The sequence below is a fragment of the Stenotrophomonas sp. YJH_SMC_54 genome, from assembly GCF_059368435.1.
In genome coordinates, this window is sequence record NZ_JCAFRS010000006.1 from 66,874 (window position 1) to 90,023 (window position 23,150).

At 66.4% G+C, this 23,150-nt stretch carries 25 protein-coding genes; 7 read left to right on the forward strand and 18 right to left on the reverse strand.

The features are described 5' to 3' along the window. Positions 1-11: 11 nt before the first annotated feature. The 8 genes from AC5P5S_RS08935 to grxD all read right to left on the reverse strand — a co-directional run bounded on the left by AC5P5S_RS08935 (position 12) and on the right by grxD (position 9,089). On the reverse strand, positions 12-533 hold the full coding sequence (locus tag AC5P5S_RS08935) for a pilus assembly PilX family protein (protein WP_005408859.1): 522 nt from the start codon (positions 531-533) through the stop codon (positions 12-14). 3 nt (positions 534-536) lie between these two features. Next, positions 537-1,706: a PilW family protein gene (locus AC5P5S_RS08940; protein WP_005408858.1), complete on the reverse strand. Its 1,170-nt coding sequence runs from the start codon at positions 1,704-1,706 to the stop codon at positions 537-539. Beyond that, positions 1,703-2,203, reverse strand: coding sequence for a type IV pilus modification protein PilV (pilV, locus tag AC5P5S_RS08945; RefSeq protein ID WP_005408857.1), 501 nt, complete (start codon positions 2,201-2,203; stop codon positions 1,703-1,705). Before pilV ends, AC5P5S_RS08940 begins: the two co-directional genes overlap by 4 nt. Further along, positions 2,200-2,715, reverse strand: a complete 516-nt coding sequence (locus tag AC5P5S_RS08950) for a GspH/FimT family pseudopilin (protein ID WP_005408856.1) — start codon at positions 2,713-2,715, stop codon at positions 2,200-2,202. The genes pilV and AC5P5S_RS08950 overlap by 4 nt, the downstream gene beginning before the upstream one ends. Before the next feature lie 161 nt (positions 2,716-2,876). After that, the gene (ppnN, locus tag AC5P5S_RS08955) at positions 2,877-4,265 is read right to left on the reverse strand and encodes a nucleotide 5'-monophosphate nucleosidase PpnN (RefSeq protein ID WP_005408855.1); all 1,389 of its coding nucleotides are present in this window, start codon (positions 4,263-4,265) and stop codon (positions 2,877-2,879) included. Positions 4,266-4,517: 252 nt separating this feature from the next. Further along, a complete protein-coding gene (locus AC5P5S_RS08960; RefSeq protein ID WP_081113781.1) occupies positions 4,518-7,763 on the reverse strand; it encodes a TonB-dependent receptor in 3,246 nt (1,081 codons plus the stop codon). 232 nt (positions 7,764-7,995) lie between these two features. Next, complete coding sequence (locus AC5P5S_RS08965) at positions 7,996-8,772, reverse strand: SDR family NAD(P)-dependent oxidoreductase (RefSeq protein ID WP_062607560.1); 777 nt, start codon at positions 8,770-8,772, stop codon at positions 7,996-7,998. Further along, positions 8,769-9,089 carry a Grx4 family monothiol glutaredoxin gene (gene grxD / locus AC5P5S_RS08970; RefSeq protein WP_005408852.1) on the reverse strand — a complete coding sequence of 107 codons (321 nt, stop codon included), beginning with the start codon at positions 9,087-9,089 and terminating at the stop codon, positions 8,769-8,771. The genes AC5P5S_RS08965 and grxD overlap by 4 nt, the downstream gene beginning before the upstream one ends. 121 nt (positions 9,090-9,210) lie before the next feature. Here grxD and AC5P5S_RS08975 point away from each other — a divergent pair, with 121 nt between their 5' ends. Further along, on the forward strand, positions 9,211-9,789 hold the full coding sequence (locus AC5P5S_RS08975) for a superoxide dismutase (RefSeq protein ID WP_032966020.1): 579 nt from the start codon (positions 9,211-9,213) through the stop codon (positions 9,787-9,789). 114 nt (positions 9,790-9,903) lie between these two features. Here the strand turns inward: AC5P5S_RS08975 and AC5P5S_RS08980 are convergent, their stop codons facing one another. From AC5P5S_RS08980 to purE, 3 genes are all read right to left on the reverse strand, one after another. Next, the gene (locus AC5P5S_RS08980) at positions 9,904-10,245 is read right to left on the reverse strand and encodes a carboxymuconolactone decarboxylase family protein (RefSeq protein ID WP_099561649.1); all 342 of its coding nucleotides are present in this window, start codon (positions 10,243-10,245) and stop codon (positions 9,904-9,906) included. A gap of 112 nt (positions 10,246-10,357) precedes the next feature. After that, a complete protein-coding gene (locus tag AC5P5S_RS08985) occupies positions 10,358-11,506 on the reverse strand; it encodes a 5-(carboxyamino)imidazole ribonucleotide synthase (protein ID WP_024956581.1) in 1,149 nt (382 codons plus the stop codon). Further along, the gene (purE, locus tag AC5P5S_RS08990) at positions 11,503-12,006 is read right to left on the reverse strand and encodes a 5-(carboxyamino)imidazole ribonucleotide mutase (protein ID WP_005412808.1); all 504 of its coding nucleotides are present in this window, start codon (positions 12,004-12,006) and stop codon (positions 11,503-11,505) included. The genes AC5P5S_RS08985 and purE overlap by 4 nt, the downstream gene beginning before the upstream one ends. Positions 12,007-12,064: 58 nt before the next feature. On the opposite strand from purE, the gene AC5P5S_RS08995 reads away from it, so the two are divergent. The 4 genes from AC5P5S_RS08995 (at position 12,065) to AC5P5S_RS09010 (ending at position 14,716) form a co-directional block, all read left to right on the forward strand. Next, positions 12,065-12,334: a Trm112 family protein gene (locus AC5P5S_RS08995; protein ID WP_005408847.1), complete on the forward strand. Its 270-nt coding sequence runs from the start codon at positions 12,065-12,067 to the stop codon at positions 12,332-12,334. Then, complete coding sequence (gene nadC / locus AC5P5S_RS09000; RefSeq protein ID WP_005408846.1) at positions 12,331-13,182, forward strand: carboxylating nicotinate-nucleotide diphosphorylase; 852 nt, start codon at positions 12,331-12,333, stop codon at positions 13,180-13,182. Before AC5P5S_RS08995 ends, nadC begins: the two co-directional genes overlap by 4 nt. Before the next feature lie 114 nt (positions 13,183-13,296). After that, entirely contained in the window at positions 13,297-14,298 is a 1,002-nt protein-coding gene (locus tag AC5P5S_RS09005; RefSeq protein ID WP_231336790.1) for a DUF2272 domain-containing protein, read from the forward strand. A 67-nt stretch (positions 14,299-14,365) separates the two neighbouring features. After that, the gene (locus tag AC5P5S_RS09010) at positions 14,366-14,716 is read left to right on the forward strand and encodes a DUF3301 domain-containing protein (RefSeq protein WP_005408844.1); all 351 of its coding nucleotides are present in this window, start codon (positions 14,366-14,368) and stop codon (positions 14,714-14,716) included. 46 nt (positions 14,717-14,762) lie between these two features. On the opposite strand, the gene AC5P5S_RS09015 is transcribed toward AC5P5S_RS09010, so the two are convergent. The 7 genes from AC5P5S_RS09015 to AC5P5S_RS09045 all read right to left on the reverse strand — a co-directional run bounded on the left by AC5P5S_RS09015 (position 14,763) and on the right by AC5P5S_RS09045 (position 20,821). Further along, on the reverse strand, positions 14,763-15,215 hold the full coding sequence (locus AC5P5S_RS09015) for a ClpXP protease specificity-enhancing factor (RefSeq protein ID WP_005412806.1): 453 nt from the start codon (positions 15,213-15,215) through the stop codon (positions 14,763-14,765). 84 nt (positions 15,216-15,299) lie between these two features. Next, positions 15,300-15,935, reverse strand: coding sequence for a glutathione S-transferase N-terminal domain-containing protein (locus tag AC5P5S_RS09020; protein ID WP_005408842.1), 636 nt, complete (start codon positions 15,933-15,935; stop codon positions 15,300-15,302). Between the two features lie 134 nt (positions 15,936-16,069). Further along, a complete protein-coding gene (locus AC5P5S_RS09025; RefSeq protein WP_060380407.1) occupies positions 16,070-16,819 on the reverse strand; it encodes a cytochrome c1 in 750 nt (249 codons plus the stop codon). After that, complete coding sequence (locus AC5P5S_RS09030) at positions 16,812-18,071, reverse strand: cytochrome b (protein ID WP_012479669.1); 1,260 nt, start codon at positions 18,069-18,071, stop codon at positions 16,812-16,814. The genes AC5P5S_RS09025 and AC5P5S_RS09030 overlap by 8 nt, the downstream gene beginning before the upstream one ends. Further along, a complete protein-coding gene (petA, locus tag AC5P5S_RS09035) occupies positions 18,071-18,691 on the reverse strand; it encodes a ubiquinol-cytochrome c reductase iron-sulfur subunit (protein ID WP_004151998.1) in 621 nt (206 codons plus the stop codon). The genes AC5P5S_RS09030 and petA overlap by 1 nt, the downstream gene beginning before the upstream one ends. A gap of 194 nt (positions 18,692-18,885) precedes the next feature. Next, positions 18,886-19,806 (reverse strand): lytic transglycosylase domain-containing protein, encoded by a 921-nt coding sequence (locus AC5P5S_RS09040; RefSeq protein ID WP_062607555.1) that lies wholly within the window; start codon positions 19,804-19,806, stop codon positions 18,886-18,888. A gap of 46 nt (positions 19,807-19,852) precedes the next feature. Further along, positions 19,853-20,821 carry a helix-turn-helix transcriptional regulator gene (locus tag AC5P5S_RS09045; RefSeq protein WP_062607553.1) on the reverse strand — a complete coding sequence of 323 codons (969 nt, stop codon included), beginning with the start codon at positions 20,819-20,821 and terminating at the stop codon, positions 19,853-19,855. An 80-nt stretch (positions 20,822-20,901) separates the two neighbouring features. Between AC5P5S_RS09045 and AC5P5S_RS09050 the strand changes: the two genes are divergently transcribed. Continuing rightward, positions 20,902-21,522, forward strand: coding sequence for a glutathione S-transferase family protein (locus AC5P5S_RS09050; RefSeq protein ID WP_049395457.1), 621 nt, complete (start codon positions 20,902-20,904; stop codon positions 21,520-21,522). A gap of 148 nt (positions 21,523-21,670) precedes the next feature. Then, on the forward strand, positions 21,671-23,089 hold the full coding sequence (miaB, locus tag AC5P5S_RS09055) for a tRNA (N6-isopentenyl adenosine(37)-C2)-methylthiotransferase MiaB (RefSeq protein ID WP_012479666.1): 1,419 nt from the start codon (positions 21,671-21,673) through the stop codon (positions 23,087-23,089). Positions 23,090-23,150 lie beyond the last annotated feature (61 nt).

Below are 23,150 nucleotides of genomic sequence, written 5' to 3' on the forward strand. Positions count from 1 at the left end.
GACCGGGTTCCTCAAAGCTTGAAAACAGTGTCGACAGCCGCCGAGGAAGTACCCTCGTTGCTGGTGGCGGCATCGCGATCGGAGCCGAACGCGGTGATCTGGTAGACGCGGGTGGGCTCTTCGCTTTCCGGCGTGCCCATGCCCAGCGTCGATTCGCCCTGGATGCAGGCGTCGATGCGGCGCACGCTGACCACCGGCGCCGCCGACAGTTTCTGCTCTCCCACCCAGCGGGTGGGATCGAAGCCGTCATCGCAGATGCGCTTGATGGCGTCAGCCTTCAACGAGCCGCCGTCGCCGGTATTGTTGTCGATCTCCTCGATCGACCGCTCGGCGTCACGGACCGCCCGCTCGCTGGCCTGGAACGCCACGTTGGCGGCCCGGTAGTTGGAGGACATGCGCTCCTGCATGCTCGCCACCTGCATGCCGACCACGCCGATCAGCGACAGCAGGATCAACAGCATCAGAGCCACGTACAGCACCGCACCGCGCTGCTGCGTACGCCCCTGGAATCGACGGGAGACGGAGGGCTTCATGGGTCAGTTCCCGAACAGTCGGTTGCGCAGTGCCACGGACACCTCGTAGGAGGCGCGGTAGCGATCGTCGTAGGTCGTGGGCGGATTGAAGCCAACGCCGAGCACGCCCAGCTGGGCCACGGCCGTATTGGCCTGCTCGGCCGCGGCGCGCTGCGGGCTGCGCACCAGCAGTCCAAACTGCACCAGGCCAACCCGTCGCCACGCAGCGACAGCGGCGGCATCGGTACCGGTACTGACCCCGCTGGCAGTCTTCTGGAAGGCGATTACCCCGGTCGGCGGCGCGGTGCTGCTGATCGCCGTCTCGGTATCCTGGCCGTAGAGGAACTGCAGGCTCTCAATGCCCTCCACCAGCTCCTCACCGGTGGCGAACGTGTTGTCGCCAGCGCCACGCGCGCGGTACAGCGCGGGTTCGCCGGCGGTATTCGTTGCCACGTAGTACGCCATCGATTCCACCCGATAGACCATGGTCACCGCGTTGTTGGCCGAATACGCCGAGAGATCGGCTTTGCTGGCCGTGATCGTGCTGCCGGCGATTTTTCCGGCAAACACGTCCACTTTGCTGCAATCGGCCACGGCAAACGCCGAGGGCGTGGTGACGGCACCGGCCGACAGGCGGGCCGCCGCGTCACTGGCGATCGTGATGTCCGGCGAAGTACCGGAGCCGATGGACAGCACCGGCGAGCCTTCCGGCGCAAGGTAGCGCATCACGATGATGTCGCTGCCGCCAAGCGGTTTGGGCTTCAGATTGGTGATCGCCGACGGCGTGCTGCCGGCAGCCCCCCAGCTTGCGCCGAGGGTCAGCTTGTTGCCAGGCGCGGTGCCCTGTGCCTCGTAACCCTGGATCGGCACCGAGAAGTCCATCGGGCTGCCATCACCCGACTTCACGCCGGCAATGTTGACCTTGACACTGTCCTGGGCGCGCACCAGGTGCGCCTGGTCATTCACGCAGCCCATGTGCCCGGCCATCCGGATGTCGCGCTCGAGGAACTCCAACGCGAATCGGGCGTTCTCCTGGGTGCGCGCGACACCTTCGGACAGCTGCGAGGCCGCCCGCGAAGCCATGAAGATCTGGGTCACGCCCAGCATCAGCACCAGGCCGATGACCAGCGAGATCAGCAGTTCAACCAGCGAGAGGCCAGCCGCATGGCTGGCAGCGGAAGGCGCGCGCTTCATAGACGGGTAACCAGGGTGAACGTGGTGATGCTGTCGGGATTGGCTGCGTTCCATCGCTCGTCTCCCCAGCCGATGCCCACCGTGACCAGACCATCATTGACGGTCACGTTGGCGCTGGCCTTGCCTCCCAGCACCTTGACGACCTGGCATTGCCAGCGCGCCACGTTCGCCTTGGAGGCTGTCACGTCGGCACTGTTGGGCCAGGTGCAGGGGCCAGCCGGCGCGGTGACCGAGCCGGCAGTGAAGGAGGCCTTGGTGTATTCGCCACCGTTGAGGGTTTCGCTGCGCTGTACGCGCATCAGCTCGATCAGATCGTAGGCCAGGCTGGTGGCCTGGGTGCGCTGGCTGGCGCTCTGCACGAACCGCACGTTCATGGTCTGCAGCAGCGCAAAGCCAAGCAGGCCGAACGCCAGCACCAGCAGCGCGATCAGCACCTCGATCAGGCTGAAGCCACGACTGCGGGCAGGCCCGCCCATGCCGGAACGACGACGTTTCATTTGCAGGTTCCTGCGGTGGAGCGGACCTGGCCGGAGAACAGGACGGTCAGGGTCCGCATGGGGTCACCCGTCTTGCAGCCTTGCGGCACCAGGCTCACGACCTGGTCGGCGGACGCGCGGCGGCGTCCCTGGGAATCGAAGGTGATGACGGTTGGGCTGGGAGCCTCGACCGCCAGGCTGCTGCTGCCCTTGGAGAAGCGCAGCACGCTTTCGCTGCCGCTGACGGAGCCATCGCCATCGGCGTCGCCCCAGGCCAGCATGCCCTTGCTCCACTCACCATCGCAGGACGTGCCGTTGCTGCTGCCGCACACCCCGCCACCATGGCGGTTGCGGATGGCCTCGCTGCGAGCGAGCGACAACAGACCGATCACCTCGTTGTTGGTGGTGGTCAGCCGGTTCGAGCGCATCGCGGTGCGGAAGCTGGGATAGGAGATGCTGGCCAGAATGACCAGGATGACCAGCGTGATCATCAACTCGACCAGCGTGAAGCCGTTTTGCCGGCGCAAAGACATTGGACGCTCCCCAGCGTGTTGATGGCCACGATGGGCCATCGTCCCGCCACCGGCAAGCGGCGGCAGGATGAACGGTCAATCCAGGGCGACGGGCGTCAAAGCCTTGACGACCCGCACCTTCCCACCCCGGCCGGCGCGATCCCCATCGCACCGGCCCGGGCTCAGGCCAGCACCTGGTAGCAGGGCTGGTATTCGCCGGAGATCTTCATCCGGCGCTGCTCGACGAAAGCGCGCAGCAACGCGTCCAGCGCCTGCATCATGTCCGGGTCGCCATGGATCTGGAACGGTCCGAACTGTTCGATGCGACGCATGCCGTCTTCCTTCACGTTGCCGGCGACGATGCCCGAGAACGCGCGGCGCAGGTCGGCCGCCAGCGCATGCGGCGCACGCCCGTGGTGCAGGTCCAATGCGGCCATCGCCTCGTGGGTGGGCACGAACGGCTGCTGGTACTCCCAAGGAATCTCGATCGACCAGTTGAAGAAGAACGAGTCCTTCTGCGCCAGGCGGTGCTCGCGCACGCGCTTGATGCCATTGGCCATCTTCTTCGCCACCGCCACCGGGTCGCCGATGATGATCTCGTAGCGCTCGGCGGCCGCGTCACCCAGGGTCAGGCGGATGAAGCGGTCGATCTGCTCGAAGTACGGCGCCGCCACGGTCGGTCCGGTCAGGATCAGCGGGAACGGCAGGTCCTTGTTTTCCTCGCGCAGCAGGATGCCGAGCAGGTACAGGATTTCCTCGGCGGTACCGACGCCACCGGCGAACACGATGATGCCGTGGCCGATGCGGACGAAGGCCTCCAGGCGCTTCTCGATGTCCGGCATGATCACCAGGTGGTTGACGATCGGGTTCGGCGATTCGGCGGCGATGATGCCCGGCTCGGTCAGGCCGATGTAGCGCGTCACGGTACGGCGCTGCTTGGCATGGGCGATCGTGGCCCCCTTCATCGGGCCCTTCATCGCGCCCGGGCCGCAGCCGGTGCAGATGTCCAGGCCGCGCAGGCCCAGTTCATAGCCCACCTGCTTGGTGTACAGATACTCGTCGCGCGAGATCGAGTGGCCGCCCCAGCACACCACCAGGTTCGGGTCACCCGGGTTGAGGATGCGCGCATTGCGCAGCAGGCCGAACACCGCGTTGGTGATGCCCTCGGACGACTCCAGCTCGGCCGCGTAGGCAGGGCCCATCTCGATGGCCATGTAGGCCAGGTCACGCACCACGGCGAACAGCAGTTCGGCAACACCGCGGATGATCTCGCCATCGACGAAGGCCATGGCCGGTGCGTTGACCAGGTCGATGCGCACGCCGCGATCCTGCTGCGCTACCTGGATGTCGAAATCGGGATACAGATCGCGCGCCGCGCGCGGATCGTCAGAGGCACTGCCGCTGGTCAGCACGGCCAGCGCGCAGCGGCGCAGCAGCTCGTGCATGCCGCCGGCAGAGGCATCGCGCAGGCGGGCCACTTCGGCCCGCGACAGCACATCCAGCCCACCACGCGGGTAGATCCGCGCGTCCTGCACCGGCAGTGCGCGGGCTGATTTTTCGTTCGTGGTCATGTCCAATTTTTTGCTTCCTTCAAGGTTTCCGACTGTACTGCCGCCCCCTTAAAAAGCAAAACGGCCGGGAAGCCCGACCGTTGGATGTGTGCTCCCCGCGTTCGCCTTTCCGGGACCGCATCGGCGGCGTTGGCACCGCGCACATTTCCGGATGCTACGCCGATGCAGAGTGGCCTGCAAGGACTTTCGCCTGAACGGAAAACGGCCGGGTTTCCCCGGCCGTTTCCGTTTACATCATCAAGCCCTGACGGATCAGAACTTGTACTTCAGGGTCAGCTGCATCGACCAACGCGACACGGCGGTGTTGCCCTTGTCGTTGTTGTTTTCCTGGATCGAGGAATTGTCGGTACGGCCGGTGAAGTTGTACAGGTACTTGCCGGTAGCCGGGTCGATACCCGAGTAGTTGGCAACGCGACGGGTGGCGTAGAAGCCGTAGTCGTCGATCAGGCCCCACTTCTTGTTCAGCAGGTTGCCGACATTCATGATGTCCAGCGCGACTTCACCCTTGTGACCCTTCACGAAGCCCGGGAATTCCTGGCTGATACGGACGTCGAAGCTGTTGACCCACTTGGCGCGGTGCGAGTTGGCCGGGACCACGCTGCCACGGTAGGCCTCAAGTTCCGGGTTCTGCGCCAGCCAATCGAAGAACTTCTTCTCCATGTCGGCGCCGCCGGTGAAGATCACGTCACCCGGGCCCTTCGGCACGTAGAACAGGTCGTTGGTACCGGCACCGTCGCCATTCACGTCGTTGTAGTAGACGTAGCTGTACGGACGGCCCGAACGGCCTTCATAGAACAGGCCAACGCGGGTGGCGTTGTCACCGAAGAAGTTGTGCTTCCACTCCAGGGTACCGGTGATGCGGTCCTTGATCGCGTAGCGCGAGTTGTACGCAACGTTGTCGTTGGCGTTCAGGCTCAGCGTGTTGTTCCAGTTCGAGGTGTTCTGCGAGCTGGACAGCGGGCTCACTTCCTTGGACTGGGTGTAGGTGTAACCCAGCGACCAGCCCCAGTTCTCGGTCAGCGGCTTGGCCAGCGAGAAGGTAGCCTGCGAACCGCGACCCTTGTCGGTATTGCGCAGCAGGATCACGTCGCCGATGTCACCCGGACGGTTGACACGGTCACCCGGGCAGGTCCGATCGGTCGCCGAGCAGGCGCGACCATTCTTCTGGCCAGCCTGCATGCCGTTCGGGCCGGCATTGGCACCATTCATGCCGTAGTCGTTCCAGTACAGCGCGCGACCGTCCTGACCGACCGAACGGTTGGCATTCGGGGTCATCACGTCCAGGCGGTCGAAGTACAGTCCATCCTTGACCTTGGTGAACAGCACTTCAGCCGACGCCACGATGCCGTACCACGGCAGCTCGTGGTCGAACGCCAGGTTGGCCTTCCACACCGACGGCAGACGGGTGCCCGGAGCGATCAGGTCAACGTTCTGGCGGGCCGAGGCCAGCGACGGGTTCGGGATGTACGGGTTGTCGGCGTCGAAGCTGAAGCCACCCGGGTTGCGGGTCAGGTTGTACTCGGAGTAGTTCAGGCCGGTGTTCTGGTAGGCACCTGCCAGCCACACGTTCGGAGCAGCGCCGCCGAACAGGCCAACGCCACCGCGCAGCTGGGTCGGACGATCGGTGTCGAAGGTGTAGTTGAAGCCGACGCGCGGCTGGAACAGCTTCTTGTCGACCAGCTGGGTGTTGTTGAAGCCGTACAGCTGTTCGATGCGCGGGTTGTACAGGCGCTGGGTGCTGAAGTCCGGCATGTCGATACGGATACCGAACATCAGGCTCAGGTTGTAGTTGATCGCCCAGGTGTCCTGGATGAACAGGCCGGTGTTCTTCAGGTGGAACTTGGCCGGGATGTCGTCAACGCTGCCGCCGGCGCGCGGGACGCGCACCTGGTAGGCCGACGGGGTACCGGCTTCAAACGCAGCCAGGTCGGCGAACTCGTACGCGCCGTACAGGTTGCGGCCATAGAAGTTCATCAGGTCGTTGTCGGTGTAATCGAAACCGAACTTGACGGTGTGGTCACCGATGTACCAGGTACCGGCACCGAAGGCGCTCAGTTCCTTCGACTCGACGATGTTGGTGTGGGTGTTCTGCTCGGTACCCAGGTACAGCGAGTTGTTGCCGAAGCGCACGCGGATCTGCGGCAGGTGCGAGGCAGCAACGCGGTTGGACGAGTAGTCCTTGTGCGAAACCTTGAACTCGGTCGAGAAGTTCTCGGACCAGTCACTGAACAGTTCACCCATCCAGGTTTCGTACTGGGTCGGCTGGGTGTACCAGAAGTCGCTCAGCGAGATGGCGCTGTTGTTGACCTGCGGGAAGCGGACGACGTCCTGCTTCATCTTGTTGTAGCGCAGGGCCGCGCGGTGGTTCTCGTTGATGTTCCAGTCGAGCTTGATCGCGTACTCTTCGATCGAGGTCTTGTTGTCCAGCGCGCCGATGCCGCCAACCGGGTAGCCCAGGTCGGACATGCGCTTCTGCACGCGGGCGATGTCGGCGTCGCTGATGCCGTTCGGCTTGTTGTACGGGGTTTCGCCGAGGCTCACGCCGCCGCCGCTACGCTCGTACTTTTCATAGTTGGTGAAGAAGAACAGCTTGTCCTTGACGATCGGGCCGCCCAGGGTCATGCCGTAGGTCTTCTCGTCCTTGAAGCCGTTGAAGTCCGTCGTGTCACCTTCCAGGCGCGTACGGATCATGTCCTTGTCGCGGTAAGAACCGTACACGGTGCCGTGGAACTCATTGGTACCCGACTTGGTCACGGCGTTGATCACCGCACCGGTACCACCGGCGATGGTGGTGTCGTAGTTGGCCAGGTCGATGTTGATTTCCTGGATGGCGTCCATCGACACCGGCTGACGCTCGGTCGGCAGGTTGTTGGAGCCCAGGCCGAACGGATCGGAGGCGCTGATGCCGTCGATGCGGATGGCGTTGTAGCGGGTGTTCTGGCCACCGGCCGAGATCGCGCCGTCAGCCTTGCTGACCTGCGAGATGCGCGGGTCCAGGCGGATGTAGTCCTGGATGTTGCGGTTGGCCGACGGCAGCGCGTCCATCGTTTCGCGGGTCACGTTGCTGCCGGTGCCCATCTTGTTGGCGCTGAACAGGTCCAGGCCGCCGGCGGTCGCAACAACGTTCACCGCGTCCAGGTTGGTCGCAGCCAGGTCACCGCCCAGGTTGGCGTTGACGGTGTTGACCTGGTTCAGGTTCAGGTAGACACCCTCTTCGGTCTTGGTGCCTTCACCGGACTTGGTGATGGTGATGGTGTACGGACCACCCACGCGCAGGCCGCGCGCGTTGTATCGACCCGACGCATCGGTGGTGGCACGCGAAACGGTGCCCGACTCGGTGTGGGTGATGGTGACTTCAGCGCCGGCGACAGGCTGGCCTGCGGCGGACATCACCTGGCCGCCGACACCGGCAGAGGTGCTCTGGGCGAAGGCGGGAGCGGCGGCGAGCGCAGCCACGAGACCAAGGGTGAGCTTGGACATCCGGAGTGGGTGGGTCATTTTTCGGTAGCCTCGATGCGAGTTGGCGATGGCGGAAAAAAAGCGCATCCAAACAGCCCTGCGGGTGGCTGGTCGGAGATTTATCTGGGGTTCCCTACCGCTTGGCTGAAGGCAGCCACAACGGTTAACACTAGATTAACACGCTACGCCATCAATGTGACGGTTGTGCGACAAACGGCACCGGATCGCAACGCAATCGTGACGAGTTCTTCACTCCGCCTTTCCCCCGGCCTCATTCCGGCAGGGGCGCCTCACTGGCGTCGAGAATCCGGCCCCGCCAGGCAAGCCCAGCGCTGGACAGCAGGGTCACGGCCGCCGCAGCGGCGGCCTCCGGGCCCCGGGCGGCCGGGTCCTGGTCGACGGAATAGGCCCTGGCGCGCAGCGCCGTGCGCAGGGGGCCCGGATACAGGCCGCTGACCCGCACCGGGCTGCGGCAGAGTTCGTCATGCAGGCTGGTGATCAGCCCGCGCAGGCCATGCTGGGCCACACCGTATCCACCCCAATAGGCCTGCCCCACCCGTTCGGAGGCATCGACCGCAAACACCAGGGCCGCGTCCTCGCGCTGCCGCAGCAGCGGCAGGCAGGCCTGGGCCAGCCACGCCGGAGCAGTGAGCGTGACATGCACCGCACGGGCGAAACTGGCCGGGTCGGCCAGTTCGAACGGGGTCAATCCGGGGAAATGGGCGGCACAGACCAGCACTCCATCCAGGCGCCCCAGCTCGCGCTGCAGGGCCTGGGCCAGTTCGGCATAGTCGTCGGGGCCCGCGCCCTCCAGATCCAGCGGATACAGCAGCGGTTCCGGGCCGACGGCCTGGACCTGGGCATAGACACGGTCCAGGCGGCGCGGCTTGCGGCCCAGCAGGACCACGGTGGCCCCGGCGGCGGCGGCGGCAACGGCCGCCGCACTGCCCAGCCCACCGCCGGCGCCGGCAACCAGCACCACGCGATCCTGCAACGGGCGGCCATCGAGCGCCCCGTTGGTCGGTGACGTCGATGGCCAGGCACTCATCCCTGGGTCGCCTCTTCGACGATGCGCTTGAGCTCGCCGGCTTCAAACAGTTCCAGGACGATATCGCAGCCGCCGATCAGCTCTCCATTGATGAACAGCTGCGGGAAGGTCGGCAGGTTGGAGAACCGCGGCAGGTTGGCGCGGATCTCGGGTTCTTCCAGCACGTTGACGGTGCGCAGGGTGACCGCGCCGGCTGCCATCAACGCCTGTACGGCGCGGCTGGAGAAACCGCACATCGGGTATTGCGGGGTGCCCTTCATGAACAGCACGAGCGGGTAACGATCGACCTCGGCCTGGATTTGCTGCATTACCGCCACAACCTCACTCCTTGCTTCGCCGGACAAACCGACCGCGGTGGTCGGCTAGACTGCCCACGGTAGCCGCCATTGTAAGCGGATGGAACCGGCTGCCGCCGCCCCTCTGGCCACGAACCTGTCCATGCCTGTCGAATTGCCTGCCCTGCCCTACCTTTCCGGCTCCCTGCAGCCGCACCTGTCCGCACAGACCCTGGAGCTGCACCACGGCCGCCACCATCGCGCCTACGTGGATGCGGTCAATGCCGGCATCCTCGGCACCGAGTGGGAAGACGCGTCACTGGAAGAGATCGTCCGCCAGGCCCAGGGCAAGCTGTTCGATGCGGCTGCCCAGGCGTGGAACCACGGCTTCTACTGGCAGTGCCTGCGACCGCGTGGCGGTGGCGAACCGCAGGGTCGCCTGGGCGAGCTGGTGAAGCGCCAGTTCGGCGACGTGCAGCGCCTGCGCGAGGAATTCAACCGTACCGCGCTGGGCCTGTTCGGCTCCGGCTGGGTGTGGCTGGTGCAGCATCCGGGCGGACAGCTGGGCATCCAGGCGACCCGCAATGCCGGCACGCCGCTGACGGGTGAAAGCACGCCGCTGCTGTGCTGCGATGTCTGGGAGCACGCCTACTACACCGACTACCAGAATGACCGCGCGCGCTATCTGGACGCGTTCTGGCAGATGGTCAACTGGGAATTCGCTGAGAGCCAGCTACGCTGAGGCAGCGGCTCCGCTCCGGGGTAGTGCCGGCCGCTGGCCGGCATCCCCATCGGTGTACAGAGATGGCGAATCTGCCAGCCAGCGGCCGGCACTACCGGAAAGCAGAGCGTGGCTTCACGCGTTCTCGTGCGCGGCCACCGCATCCATCACCCGCGCCCAGTACACCAGCGCCGCACCGGCATTGAGCGACACCGCCACACCCAGCGCCTCGGCGATTTCCTCGCGGTTGGCACCGTGCTTCAGCGCGGCATCCACGTGCACGGTGATGCAGCCGTCGCAGCGGGTAGTGACCGCCACCGCCAACGCGATCAGCTCGCGGGTCTTCGCATCGAGGTGGTTGGTCTGCGCGCCAGCGTTAGCCAGGGTGGCGTAGCCCTTGACCGTATCCGGTGAGAGCTTGCCGATCTCACCGATACGGCCCTTCAGTTCCTTGCGGTAGGCATTCCAGTCGAGCATGGGGGTGACTCCTGTGAAAGGAGCTCCACGCTACCACCGGGAATGTTGCGCCGATGCCTGCACCGGCGCTTCGCAGCGTTGCACTGCCGGCCAGCGGCCGGCACTACCGGGCTCAGCGATTGCGCAGCGCGTGCACCGCCGGCGCCACCTGGGCCTGGCGATCCAGCTCCAGGCCGACCTGCTCCAGCGCATCGGCCAACGCGGCAGCATCGTCATCGCGCAACGTGGCGTGGCCGACCTTGCGGCCTTCGCGCGGCTCCTTGCCATAGTCGTGCCAATGGCCGCTGGCCTGGCCCAGCACCGGTGCCGGGTCCGGCATCGCGCCCAGCCAGTTCAGCATGCAGGCGTGGCCGAGCATGCGGGTGCTGCCCAGCGGCAGGCCCAGCACGGCACGCAGATGGTTCTCGAACTGCGAGGTCTCGCTGCCCTCGATGGTCCAGTGGCCGGAGTTGTGTACGCGCGGCGCCATCTCGTTGGCCAACAGCTCGCCATCGCGACAGAACAGCTCCAGCGCGAACACGCCGACGTACTGCAGGTGCTCGGCGACACGGCGGGCATAGCCGATCGCGGCCTGCTGCTCGGCATCGGACAGCACAGCCGGTGCCACGCTGGCCGACAGCACGCCGTCGACATGCCAGTTGCCGGTGACCGGCCAGGCTTCGAAGCTGCCATCGCGGCCACGCACGGCGACCACGCTGACCTCGCGCTGGAACGCCACGAAGCCTTCCAGGATCAGGCCGGTACGCTCGACCTGCGCGCCCAGTGCATCCCACGCGGCGTCGATGTCGGCCTCGCTGCGCAGGCGGAACTGGCCCTTTCCGTCATAACCAAGGCGGCGGGTCTTGAGGATGCACGGCAGGCCGAACTCAGCCGCCTTCGCAGCCAGCTCGTCACGGCTGCGGATATCAGCGAAGGCCGGCAGCGGGATGCCCAACTGCTGGAACAGGGTCTTCTCGCTCAATCGGTCCTGGGCCACCGCCAGCGCGGCCGGCGGCGGATAGACCGGCACGCGGTCGGCCAGGAACTGCGCGCTGTCTGCGGGCACGTTCTCGAAATCGAAAGTGACCACATCGACCTTGGCGGCGAATTCCGCCAGCGCGTGGCGGTCATCGAAGGCACCGACGGTGAGCGGCGCCAGCGGGCCACTGCAGGCGTCGGCCGCCGGGTCGTACAGCTGGAAGCGCAGTCCCAGCGGCGCACCGGCCAGGACCATCATGCGGGCGAGCTGGCCGCCGCCCAGGATGCCGACGGTCAGGCTCATTGGCGCGGATCGTCGTGGGCCATCACGTCTTCGGTCTGGCGTGCACGGAAGGCGTCGAGCGCCTGGCCGATCGCCGGCTGGTCGCTGGCCAGCATCGCAGCAGCGAACAGCGCCGCGTTGGACGCGCCGGCATTGCCGATGGCGAAGGTGGCGACCGGAATGCCGGCCGGCATCTGCACGATCGACAGCAGCGAATCCATGCCGTTGAGGGCCTTGGACTGCACCGGCACGCCCAGCACCGGCACGGCGGTCTTGGCGGCGATCATGCCCGGAAGGTGCGCAGCCCCGCCGGCGCCGGCGATGATCGCGCGCAGGCCACGCGGGCCCGCCTGCTCGGCGTAGCTGAACAACACATCCGGCGTCCGATGCGCGGACACCACCTTCACTTCGAACGGAACACCCAGGGCTTCAAGCTTCTGGGCGGCGTGCTGCATGGTTTCCCAGTCGGAACGGGAACCCATGACGATGCCGACAAGCGGCGCGATCGGGTTGGGGGTCATTGGCCGTCACCTGCCTTAAAGACGTATTCTAGCCATCTTCCACGCAAGACGAAGAACCATGGATCGCAAGCTGCTCGACCTGCTGGTGTCGCCGGACACCCGCCAGCCCCTGTCCCTGCTGGATGGCAAGGGCCTGGAAGCCCTCAACAAGGCCATTTCCGCCGGCGCGGTGAACAAGGCCGATGGCAACCCGCTGGCGCAGCCGCTGCGCGAAGCGCTGGTCACCCGCGACCGCAAGCAGGTCTTCCGCGTTGACGACGGCATCCCGGTGCTGCTGGCCGAGGAAGCCATCCCCACCGCCCAGATCGCCGACTTCCCGGCCGCATGAGCGCGCTGCCGACGCCGGATGCGGCCGTTGTCGCCGCCGATGTCGCGCGTGCGCTGGCCGAGGACCTGGGCAGCGGCGACGTCACCGCCGCCCTGCTGCCCGACCAGGCCGACAGCGCTTACCTGCTGTGCAAGCAGGACGGGGTGATTGCCGGCCGTCCGTGGTTCGACGCCACCCACCGCGCACTCGACCCGGACGTGCGCATCGAATGGCGTGTCTCCGAAGGTGACGCGGTCACCGCAGGCACCGTGCTGGCCCTGCTGCACGGGCGCAGCCGCAGCCTGGTCAGCGCCGAACGCACCTCGCTGAACTTCCTGCAGACGCTGTCTGGCACCGCCACCACCACTGCCCGCTACGTGGCGGCGGTGGCCGGTACCGGCACGCGCATCCTCGACACGCGCAAGACTCTGCCTGGCCTGCGCCTGGCGCAGAAGTACGCAGTGCGCTGTGGCGGCGGCGACAACCACCGCTTCGGCCTCTATGACACGGTGATGCTGAAGGAAAACCACATCCGTGCCGCCGGTTCGCTGGCCGCGGCGGTGGCCGCCGCGCGCCGGCAATGGCCCGCGCTGCCGCTGGTGGTCGAGGTCGAGGACCTGGCCCAGCTGCGCCAGGCGCTGGAAGCCGGTTGCGAGCGCATCCTGCTGGATGACTTCAGCCCCGACCTGCGCCGCGAGGCAGTGCGCATCACGGCCGGCCGCATTCCGCTGGAAGTGTCAGGCAGCGTGGGCCTGGGCGGCCTGCGTTCGATCGCCGAGGACGGCGTTGACTGCATCTCCATCGGTGGACTGACCAAGCACGTGCAGGCCATCGATCTGTCGCTGAAGCTGGGCCCGCCGCCGGGTTGAGGCCTGGCGTGGGGGCCGATCCGTTGTCCATGGGAAAAGGGATCTGACCCCGTTCTCACACCCGGCGTTCACGACAGCGCTGCGACGCTGAGGTATCCCCCACAGGAGCCGCGCATGCGCCGGATGCTCTTGCCTGCCTGCCTGCTGCTGGCCGCGGCACCATTGTCCGCAGCGGCCGCCGAGGCCTGCGATGTTCCGCCCCGCTTCGGCCTGAGTCCGTTGGCGGTGGCCATCCGCAACACCGCCTGCAATGAGCACCGGCTCTGGTACCGGCCCTTCATCGATCGTGAAGGCCGTGCCGCCAGCCTCAGCGTCACCGAAGCCGAAAGCGATCACTTGGCAGACAATGGCCTGATCGCCTGGCAGCGCGTGGCCGGCTACTGGCGCAACAGCGGCACACTCAATGCGATGGGCAGCATCGCGGGCGCCAGCAGCTGCCTGGCGCCGTTGGGCACGCGCTACACCGACAGCGACTGCCGCGCCTTCCTGATCGACAACCCATGGTCGGCCGCGTTCATTTCCTGGGTGATGGTGCAGTCCGGCGTTCCTGGCTTCAATACGTCGCCACGCCACATCGACTACATCCGTGCCGCCTACCAGGGCGGCCCCTCGGGCGTGCCGTACCGGCTGGTCGACCCGGCCACGGCCAAACCCGCACCGGGCGACCTGCTGTGCTTCCTGCGCGACCGCAGCACCACGCTCAGCTACAGCGGGCTGGTGCAGGCACTGGGCAATGGCTCGGTGGGCCACTGGAAATCGCATTGCGAAGTGGTGGTGGCGGCCAACCTCGGCGGCGACCAGACCCTGTACCTGGTCGGTGGCAACGTGATGAACACCGTAGCGATGCGGTTGCTGCAGCTGGATCGTACGGGGCTGATCAAGCTGCCTCCGTCACGCGAACGCAACAGCACCGGCATCGACCCCGGCTGCACACCAGGTCGCGAGGACGAATGCAGCTTCAACCGGCAGGACTGGGCAGCGCTGCTGCAGCTGACTGCAACCTCACCGCTGGTGATGCCCTCGCCCACTGCGACGCCGATGCAGCCCACTCCGGCACCGCAACCGGTCATCGTGCCCGCGCAGCCGATGTCCAGCGAACCGCAGCCGCGGCGGTGAGTGCAGCGCTTGATCCAGCGCGCGTTCGCCGCCATCTTTGCGGGATCGACCCCTGACGGCTGACGCCATGCCCACCCTGCTGCTGTTGCTGATTGCCGGCGGAATCATCTATTTCTTCTGGAACGCGGCGCGTTCGGCCGCCGAGCGCGCGGTCGAACTGGGGCGCAATGCCTGCCGTGCTGCCGACGTGCAATGGCTGGATCAGGCGGTGCACGCCACCGGCCTGCGCCTGTCGCGCGGCGAAGATGGCCGGCTCGGCTTCGAACGTACCTTCAAGTTCGAGTATTCCTACGACGGCATCGATCGCCACGTGGGCCGCATGGTGCTGCGCGGCGACCAGCTGATCTCATTCACTGGTCCGGGCGCGGCGCGGATCAGCCAGATCCGCGCGGATGTGGACGATGCCGAGGATGTGTAAGGGCTGAAGGCGTGCCGACCAACGGTCGGCACCCACCGTTACCTGGTTACTTGACCACGCGCAGGTTCGGGCGCCCCTTCGGCGGCGGGCTGGCTGGCGGCGTATCGTCCGGCGGCGTGCCTTCCTCGTGCAGCAGCTCATCGCTGGTCGGAGCGGTCTCGTTGCCCGGGATGTCATCCGGTAGCGCCATGCCCTGCCCGGTCTCGCGGGCGTAGACGGCCAGCACGGCGCTGATCGGCACCTGCACCGGGTAGCTGGTACCGGAGAAGCGCGCCGAGAAGCTCACCATCTCGTTGTCGATCATCAGTCGCACGACAGCACGTTCGGCGATGTTGAGCACGACCCGGCCATCCTTGACCGCCGAAGGCGGGACCTGCACGCCGGGAACGCCGGCGTCGACCAGGATGTGCGGGGTCAGCTGGTTGTCGTTGATCCATTCCACCAGCGCCCGCAGCAGGTACGGGCGGTGGCTGGTCATGTGGAAGAAGTCTTCGGTCATGCGTGAAGTGTACGCGCCCGGCGCCCCGCCGGGGCGGATCACCTGCACGCCGGTCGGCGTGCAGACGGGTAACGCAGGCCCGGATCAGACCGGCAGATCGCGCAGCTTCTTTTCCTGATCGGTCAGGCTGCGGACGAAGCCCGGGTGGCGGAAGATGCGGTTGCCGTAGTCCTCGATCGCCTTGCCGTCCTTCGGCAGCGGTACGTCCAGCGACTGCAGGCGCCAGATGATCGGCGCCATCGCGCAGTCGGCCAGGCTCATTTCCGGGTTGAGGAAGAACTTGCTGGCCTTGAACAGCGGCAGCGAGGCGGTCAGCAGCTCCTTCAGGCGCTTGCGGCCAGCCTCGGCCTGGGTCTTGTTGCCGAGCTGGATGGCCTGCACCTGTGGCACCCAGTCGTGCTCGATGCGCAGCATCGCCAGGCGGATGCGCGCACGCGAGAGCGGATCGACCGGCATCAGCGGCGGATGCGGATAACGTTCGTCCAGGTACTCGCTGACCACTGATGCGGCGTACAGCACCAGCTCGCGTTCGACCAGGGTCGGCACCGAGTGATACGGATTGAGGTCGATCAGGTCTTCAGGCGGGTTCTGTGGATCAACCGGAACGAAGTCGAAGGTCACACCCTTGGCCGCCAGGACCAGGCGTACACGGTGGCACAGTACATCGTCGTTCGAGGAAAACAGCGTCAGTGTATTGCGCATGCGTACGCTCGCCGCCATCAAAGGCTCTCCCACGACAGGAGACCGCCTGCCGCATCGGCGCCGCCGGCACCGTGCCGGCGGTCGACTCCTCCCCGAGTGTGCAACCGACCATCACAAAAGCCAATAGGCCCGTGCGATGGCCGGCGGCAGATTCAGTGAACGTCCTTCCAGTATTCCTTCTTCAGCAGGTACAGCAGGAAGGTGAGCAGGGCCAGGAACAGGATCACCCACACGCCCAGCTGCTGGCGCTTGAGCGCGGCCGGTTCGCCGGCATACTCGAGGAAGTTGGTGATGTCCCGCACCGCCTGGTCGTACTGCCCGGCATCAACCGAACCCGGCGTTTCGATCTTCAGGCCGGTCACCGGCGGGTCCATGCCGGGCGCTTCCGCCTTGCCATGGACCGCATGCTGCAGGCCCTGCATCTCCCACAGCGGGTTGGGCATGGAGGCATTGGCGAACAGCGCGTTGTTCCAGCCCAGCGGCCGGCTGCTGTCCAGATAGAACGACTTGAGGTAGGTGTAGACCCAGTCACTGCCCCGCACGCGCGAGATCAGGCTGAGGTCCGGCGGCATCTTGCCGAACCACTTCTCCGCGTTCTCCTTGGGCATCGCCACCGGGATCGGGTCGCCGATCGCCGAGCCGGTGAAGTTGAGGTTGTTCATCACCTCTTCCTCGGTCAGGCCCAGGTCCTGCGCCATCCGCGAATAGCGCAGGTACTTCAGCGCGTGGCAGCCGGAGCAGTAGTTCATGTACAGCTGCGCGCCACGCTGCAGCGAAGCGCGGTCGCCCAGATCGTTGCCGGCCTGCAGCAGCTTGGTGCCACCTTCGGCGGCGGAGGCCAGGAAACTGCCCAGCATCAGGGTGGCCGTCAGGGCCAACCGGACCATCCAGCGATCAGTCATGGGTGGTCACCCTCTCCGGTACCGGCTTGGTCTTGTCCAACCGTGTCCATAGCGGCATGGTGATGAAGAACGCGAAGTACAGGAAGGTCAGCACCCGCCCGATGTAGGTCTCGTGCACGTCGGTGCCCGGGCCGGAACCAATCACGCCCAGCCACACGAAGCACACCGCCAGCACGCCCAGCATCACCTTCGAGATCCAGCCGCGGTAGCGCACCGACTTCACCCTGGCCTTGTCCAGCCACGGCACCAGGAACAGGATCGCAATGGCCGAGAACATCACCAGCACGCCACCGAGCTTGTTCGGCACCACGCGCAACATCGCGTAGTAAGGCGTGTAGTACCAGACCGGCTTGATGTGTTCCGGGGTCACCAGGCGGTTGGCCTCGGTGAAGTTGTCGTGCTCCAGGAACAGGCCGCCGAAACCGGGCGCGAAGAAGATGATGAAGGCGGCGATGATCAGCAGGAAACCAGCGCCGACGCCATCCTTGAGCGTGTAGTACGGGTGGAACGGAATGCCATCGGCCGGTGCGTTCGGCGACCAGCGGTTGCCCTTCGGCCCCTTCTTGATCTCCACGCCATCGGGGTTGTTCGAACCCACTTCGTGCAGCGCGCCCAGGTGCAGTACCACCAGCAGCAACAGCACCAGCGGCAGGGCGATGACATGCAGCGCGAAGAAGCGGTTGAGCGTGGCGTCACTGGGCAGGTAATCGCCCATGATCCATTCGGTCAGGCCGTTGCCGATCATCGGTATCGCGCCGAACAGCGAGATGATCACCTTGGCGCCCCAGAACGACATCTGGCCCCACGGCAGCACGTAGCCCATGAAGGCTTCGGCCATCAACACCAGGTAGATCAGCATGCCGAGGATCCACACCAGCTCGCGCGGCTTCTGGTAACTGCCGTACAGCAGGCCACGGAACATGTGCAGGTAGACGACGATGAAGAACAGCGAGGCACCGGTGGAGTGCATGTAGCGGATCAGCCAGCCCCACTCCACATCGCGCATGATGTATTCGATGGAGCCGAACGCCTCGGCGGCGCTGGTCTTGTAGTGCATCGTCAGGAAGATGCCGGTGACGATCTGGTTGACCAGCACCAGCAGCGCCAGCGAACCGAAGTAGTACCAGATGTTGAAGTTCTTCGGCGCGTAGTACTCGCTGACGTGCTTCCGGTAGACCGGCATCAGGCCGGGCGCGCGGGCGTTGACCCAGTCGGCCACGCCGCTGGCGGTACGGCTGAGGATATTGGCCATCAGGCAGCCCCCTGCGGATCGACACCGATGATGATGGTGTTGTCGTCCTGGTAATGGTGCGCGGGCACCTTCAGGTTGATCGGCGCCGGCACGTCCTTGAAGACGCGTCCGGACATGTCGAAGCGCGACTTGTGGCACGGGCAGAAGTAACCGCCCTTCCACTGCGGGTCGTAGGGCTCAGGCCGGATTTCGGCGACCATTTCCGGCGAGCAGCCCAGGTGCGTGCACAGGCCGACCAGCACGGAGATGTCCGGCTTGATCGAGCGCAGCTCGGGGTTCTGCTTCAGCACGTAGTCCGGCTGCTGGTCCTTCTCGCCGGACTCGGGGTCCTTGAGGCGGCCATCCAGCCCGTGCAGCGCGTCCAGGATCGCCTTGGACCGCTTGACGATCCAGATCGGCTGGCCACGCCATTCCACGATCAGGCGTTGGCCTTCCTGCAGGGCGCTGATGTCGGCCACCACCGGTGCGCCGGCAAGCTTGGCGCGGGCACTGGGGTTCCAGGATTTGATGAAAGGAACTGCGGTGAATCCGACGCCGACGGCGCCCACCACGGCTGTGGTGGCAGAAAGAAAACGCCGACGTCCGGTGTTGACTGGATCGTGTACCCCATCGTTGGCCATCCGGCACTCCGATATTGATTAGGTAGCTTTAAGGCTGCCAGCGGATCCGGTGGGGGCCAGAGCCGCATTGAATCACGGTCGAGTGTAGCGGAACCGTCGCGCGCCACACAACGCATTGCAACAACATTGATTGCGGGGTTGCCGGCCAGCGGCCGGCACTACCTTTCAAAGGAGTGCCGACCAACGGTCGGCACCTACTGGTGACTCAGGGCGGTGCGGTAACGCTCGGCCAGCTGCCCGACCCGGCGCACGTAGTACTGGGTTTCGCTGTAGGGCGGTACGCCACCGTGGCGGTCGACCGCGCCTTCGCCAGCGTTGTAACCGGCTGCGGCAAGGGTCAGGTCGCCATTGAAGCGCTTCAACAACCACGCAAGATACTGCACGCCGCCGCGGATGTTCTGCCCGGCATCGTAGGAATCACTGACGCCGAAGCGCGCGGCGGTTGGCGGCATCAGCTGCATCAGGCCCTGCGCACCCGCGCGGCTGAGCGCGGTCGGGTTGTAGGCCGACTCGGCATGGATGATGGCCCGCACCACCGCCTCTTCCACGCCGAACTCGCGCGCGGCCGAGGTGATCTCGGTCTGGAAGGCCGAGGTGTTCAGGCGCACGGTGCCGAAGTCCACGCGTGGATTGACCCCGCACGCGTAGCAGCGCTCCATGAAGCTGTAGCGGATGGTCCGCACCGGGCCGAGGTTGGCGACCTGGGTCGGGCGCGCACTGGTGTAGTGCCGCACGCCGTCCTTCATGAAGGAATAGACCTGGCCGCTGACCATGCGCCCGGCGCGCGAGGCGGCCGGCTGTGCCGGAGCAGCTGCGGGCGCGGGTGCAGGCGCAACCGTTGCCGGCGTTGCGGCGCTGGCGGCAACGGCAACCGGGTTGCGTTCGATGCTGGCCACCGTGGTCGGCGCTGGCCTGGGTGCGGCCACTACCGGACGCGGTGCCGGGCGGGTGTCGCGGCTGTAGCTGACGGTGCTGCAGCGCGCGCCAGCCACCCGCTTGCTCACATAGCTGGTGACGCCGTCAGCGCCCTGGCACTTGTACAGGGTTCCAGCGCTGGCCGGCGCAGCGGTCAGCGCAGCGATGATGATCGCCGTTGTCCCCAGTATCCCCTTCATGGCGGCGAGTGTCCCAGCTTCGCCGGGGCTTGCCAAGCGATGTGGCTCAGCCTGTGACCGGCGGCACAGCCAGCAGCTGGCCGAGGCCCGCCAGCCGCTGTGCCAGCTCGTCGCGCAGGCCCGGCGGGGTGGTCCAAAGCGCCACAGGTATGCGGTCCAGGCTGAGAATCTGCGCCAGCATCATGCCGCGGCTCTCGGCGCCCATGCGCAGCAGGCAGTGGTCGTGGCCATCCGCTTCCAGTACTCCACACCACGGCGGGATGCGGCCTTCCAACTCGGAATGACTGCCGGCCAGGCGGAGGATGGCCTGCAGCGCGAACGGGGCCTGGCTGACTGCCTGCCGCACCATCACGTCCGGCGGCGCCGGCGTGCGCCGATGCATGCCCGGCTCGGAGCACTCGCGTACCGCGCCCATCCGGTCCACGCGCAGGGTGCGCCAGTCCTGCCGGCCCAGATCCCAGGCCAGCAGGTACCAGCGCCGCCCGTAATTGACCAGGTGCTGGGCCTCGACCTCGCGCTGGGTCACCGCATCCTGTGCACTGCGGTATTCAAAGGCCAGCCGGGACGCCTGCCGGCAGTGCTGGGCCAGCCGCCCGAGCAGGCGTGCGTCGGTGGACGGAAGGTCGGACAGGGTGGCCGTCGCTGCATGCACCTCGCCGGCCTGCTGGCGACGACGGGTCGGCACCAGCGGATCGAGCTTGGACAACAGGCCACGCGCGGTGTCGTCGATCCCGGCAACGGTGGCCGAGGCTGCGCGCAGGGCGATGGCCAGGGTGGTCGCCTCCTCCTCGTCCAGCAGCATCGGCAGCACCGGGGCCCCGGCCCCCAACTGGTAGCCGCCGCCGACCCCGGACGAGGCCTGCACCGGATAGCCCAGCTCGCGAAGGCGCTCGATATCACGGCGGATGCTGCGCCGGTCCACACCCATGCGCTCGGCCAACTCGGCCCCGGACCACTGGCGGCGGGCCTGCAGCAGGGCGATCAGGCGCAGCAGACGATGGGCGGTATGGCGCATGAAGGATCGAGGACAGAAGTCGTCCGCAATAGTGCCCCAGGATGGCCTCCAGTTCACCACCCACCGCAAGGAGCAATGCCATGAATTCACGCCAGATCACCCTGTACCACGCCGCCCGATCCCGCTCGAGCGGCGCCGTGGCCCTGCTCGAAGCGCTGGGTGCCGACTACCGCATGCAGGTGCTGGACCTGAAAGCCGGCGCCAACCTGGCCCCGGCCTACCTGGCCATCAACCCGATGGGCAAGGTGCCGGCCATCGTCCACGACGGCGCACTGGTGACCGAGCAGGTGGCGATCTACCTGTACCTGGCCGACCTGTATCCGGAAGCCGGGCTGGCACCGCCGATCGGCGACGCCCTGCGCGGCCCCTACCTGCGCTGGATGGCCTTCTATGGCGCCTGTTTCGAGCCGGCGATGATCGACAAGGCGATGCACCGCGAGCCGCCGCCGCGCCTGATGTCGCCGTACAACGATGCCGAGACCGTGCTGCAGGTGGTCGAGGCCCAGCTGGCGCAGGGCCCGTACCTGCTGGGCGAGGTCATGAGCGCCGCCGACGTGCTGTGGGGCAATGCACTGGCGTGGACCACGGCCTTTGGCCTGGTACAGCCGGCGCCGGCCACGGCTGACTACATCGCACGGATGAGCGCGATGACCGCGTTCGACCGTTCGCGGCAGATCGATGCGGAGCTGGTGGCGGCGTAAGGGCGCCCGCCGGGCACCGCCCGGCGCTACCGGGGCCGGCGGGATGCGGGTAGCGCGGGGCCGTGCCCCGCGAGCGCACAGCGCGGCGTACGCGCCGGGATGCAGGTAGAATTGCCGGCTTTCCCGCCACCCGAATGGATTAAGCGCCATGACCGGGACGCCAGACGTCTTTCCGCCCGCCACGCCGGGCGGTGCCCCGCTCGTTGCCCTGCCCGCCGGTCCGCGCAAGCCCGACCAGGTGAAAGGCAAGCTGTACATCAAGACCCACGGTTGCCAGATGAACGAGTACGACTCGGCCAAGATGGCCGACGTGCTCGCCGCCAGCGATGGCCTGGAACTGACCGATACCCCGGAAGACGCCGACGTCATCCTGGTCAACACCTGTTCCATCCGCGAGAAGGCGCAGGAGAAGGTGTTCAGCCAGCTGGGCGTCTGGAAGGGCCTGAAGAACAAGGGCCGCGAGGTCATCATCGGCGTGGGCGGCTGCGTTGCCTCGCAGGAAGGCGAGGCGATCATCAAGCGTGCGCCGTTCGTGGACCTTGTGTTCGGCCCGCAGACCCTGCACCGGCTGCCGGAGCTGATCCGCGCCCGCCGCGAGCAGAAGCGCCCGCAGGTGGACATCAGCTTCCCCGAGATCGAGAAGTTCGACCGCCTGCCGGAACCGCGTGCCGAAGGCGCTTCGGCGTTCGTGTCGATCATGGAAGGCTGCTCGAAGTACTGCTCGTTCTGCGTGGTGCCCTACACCCGCGGCACCGAAGTCAGCCGCCCGTTCGAGGACGTGGTGGTGGAAGTGGCGCAGCTGGCCGCGCAGGGCGTGCGCGAAATCAACCTGCTCGGGCAGAACGTCAATGCCTATCGCGGCCCCTATGGAGATGGCGAGTTCGCCGATCTCGGCCTGCTGATCCGGACCATCGCCGAGATCGACGGCGTCGGCCGCATCCGCTTCACCACCTCGCACCCGCTGGAGTTCAGCGACTCGCTGATCGATGCGTTCCGCGACGTGCCGCAGCTGGCCAACTTCCTGCACCTGCCGGTGCAGGCCGGCAGCGACCGCGTACTGTCGGCGATGAAGCGCGGCTATACCGCGCTGGAATTCAAGTCGAAGATCCGCAAGCTGCGCGCGGTGCGCCCGGACATCTCGATCAGCTCGGACTTCATCGTCGGCTTCCCCGGCGAAACCGATGCCGATTTCGAGAAGACCATGAAGCTGATCGAGGACATCGGCTTCGACCACAGCTTCTCCTTCATCTATTCGCGCCGCCCGGGCACCCCGGCGGCCGACCTGGAGGACACGATCAGCGATGCCGAGAAGCACGCGCGCCTGTCGCGCCTGCAGGAGCGCATCAATGCGCACGCTGCCGGCATCTCCGAGAAGATGGTCGGTACCGTGCAGACCGTGCTGGTGGAAGGCCCTTCGCGCAAGAACCCGAACGAACTGACCGGCAAGACCGAGAACATGCGTTCGGTGAACTTCCCGGCGCCGGCGCGGCTGATCGGCCAGTTCGTGGATGTGGTGATCACCGAGGCGCTGACCAATTCGCTGCGCGCGCGCGTGGTGGCGGAATAAGGTGCGCCGACCAACGGTCGGCACCCACCGAATTGATGCCGACCAACGGTCGGCACCCACC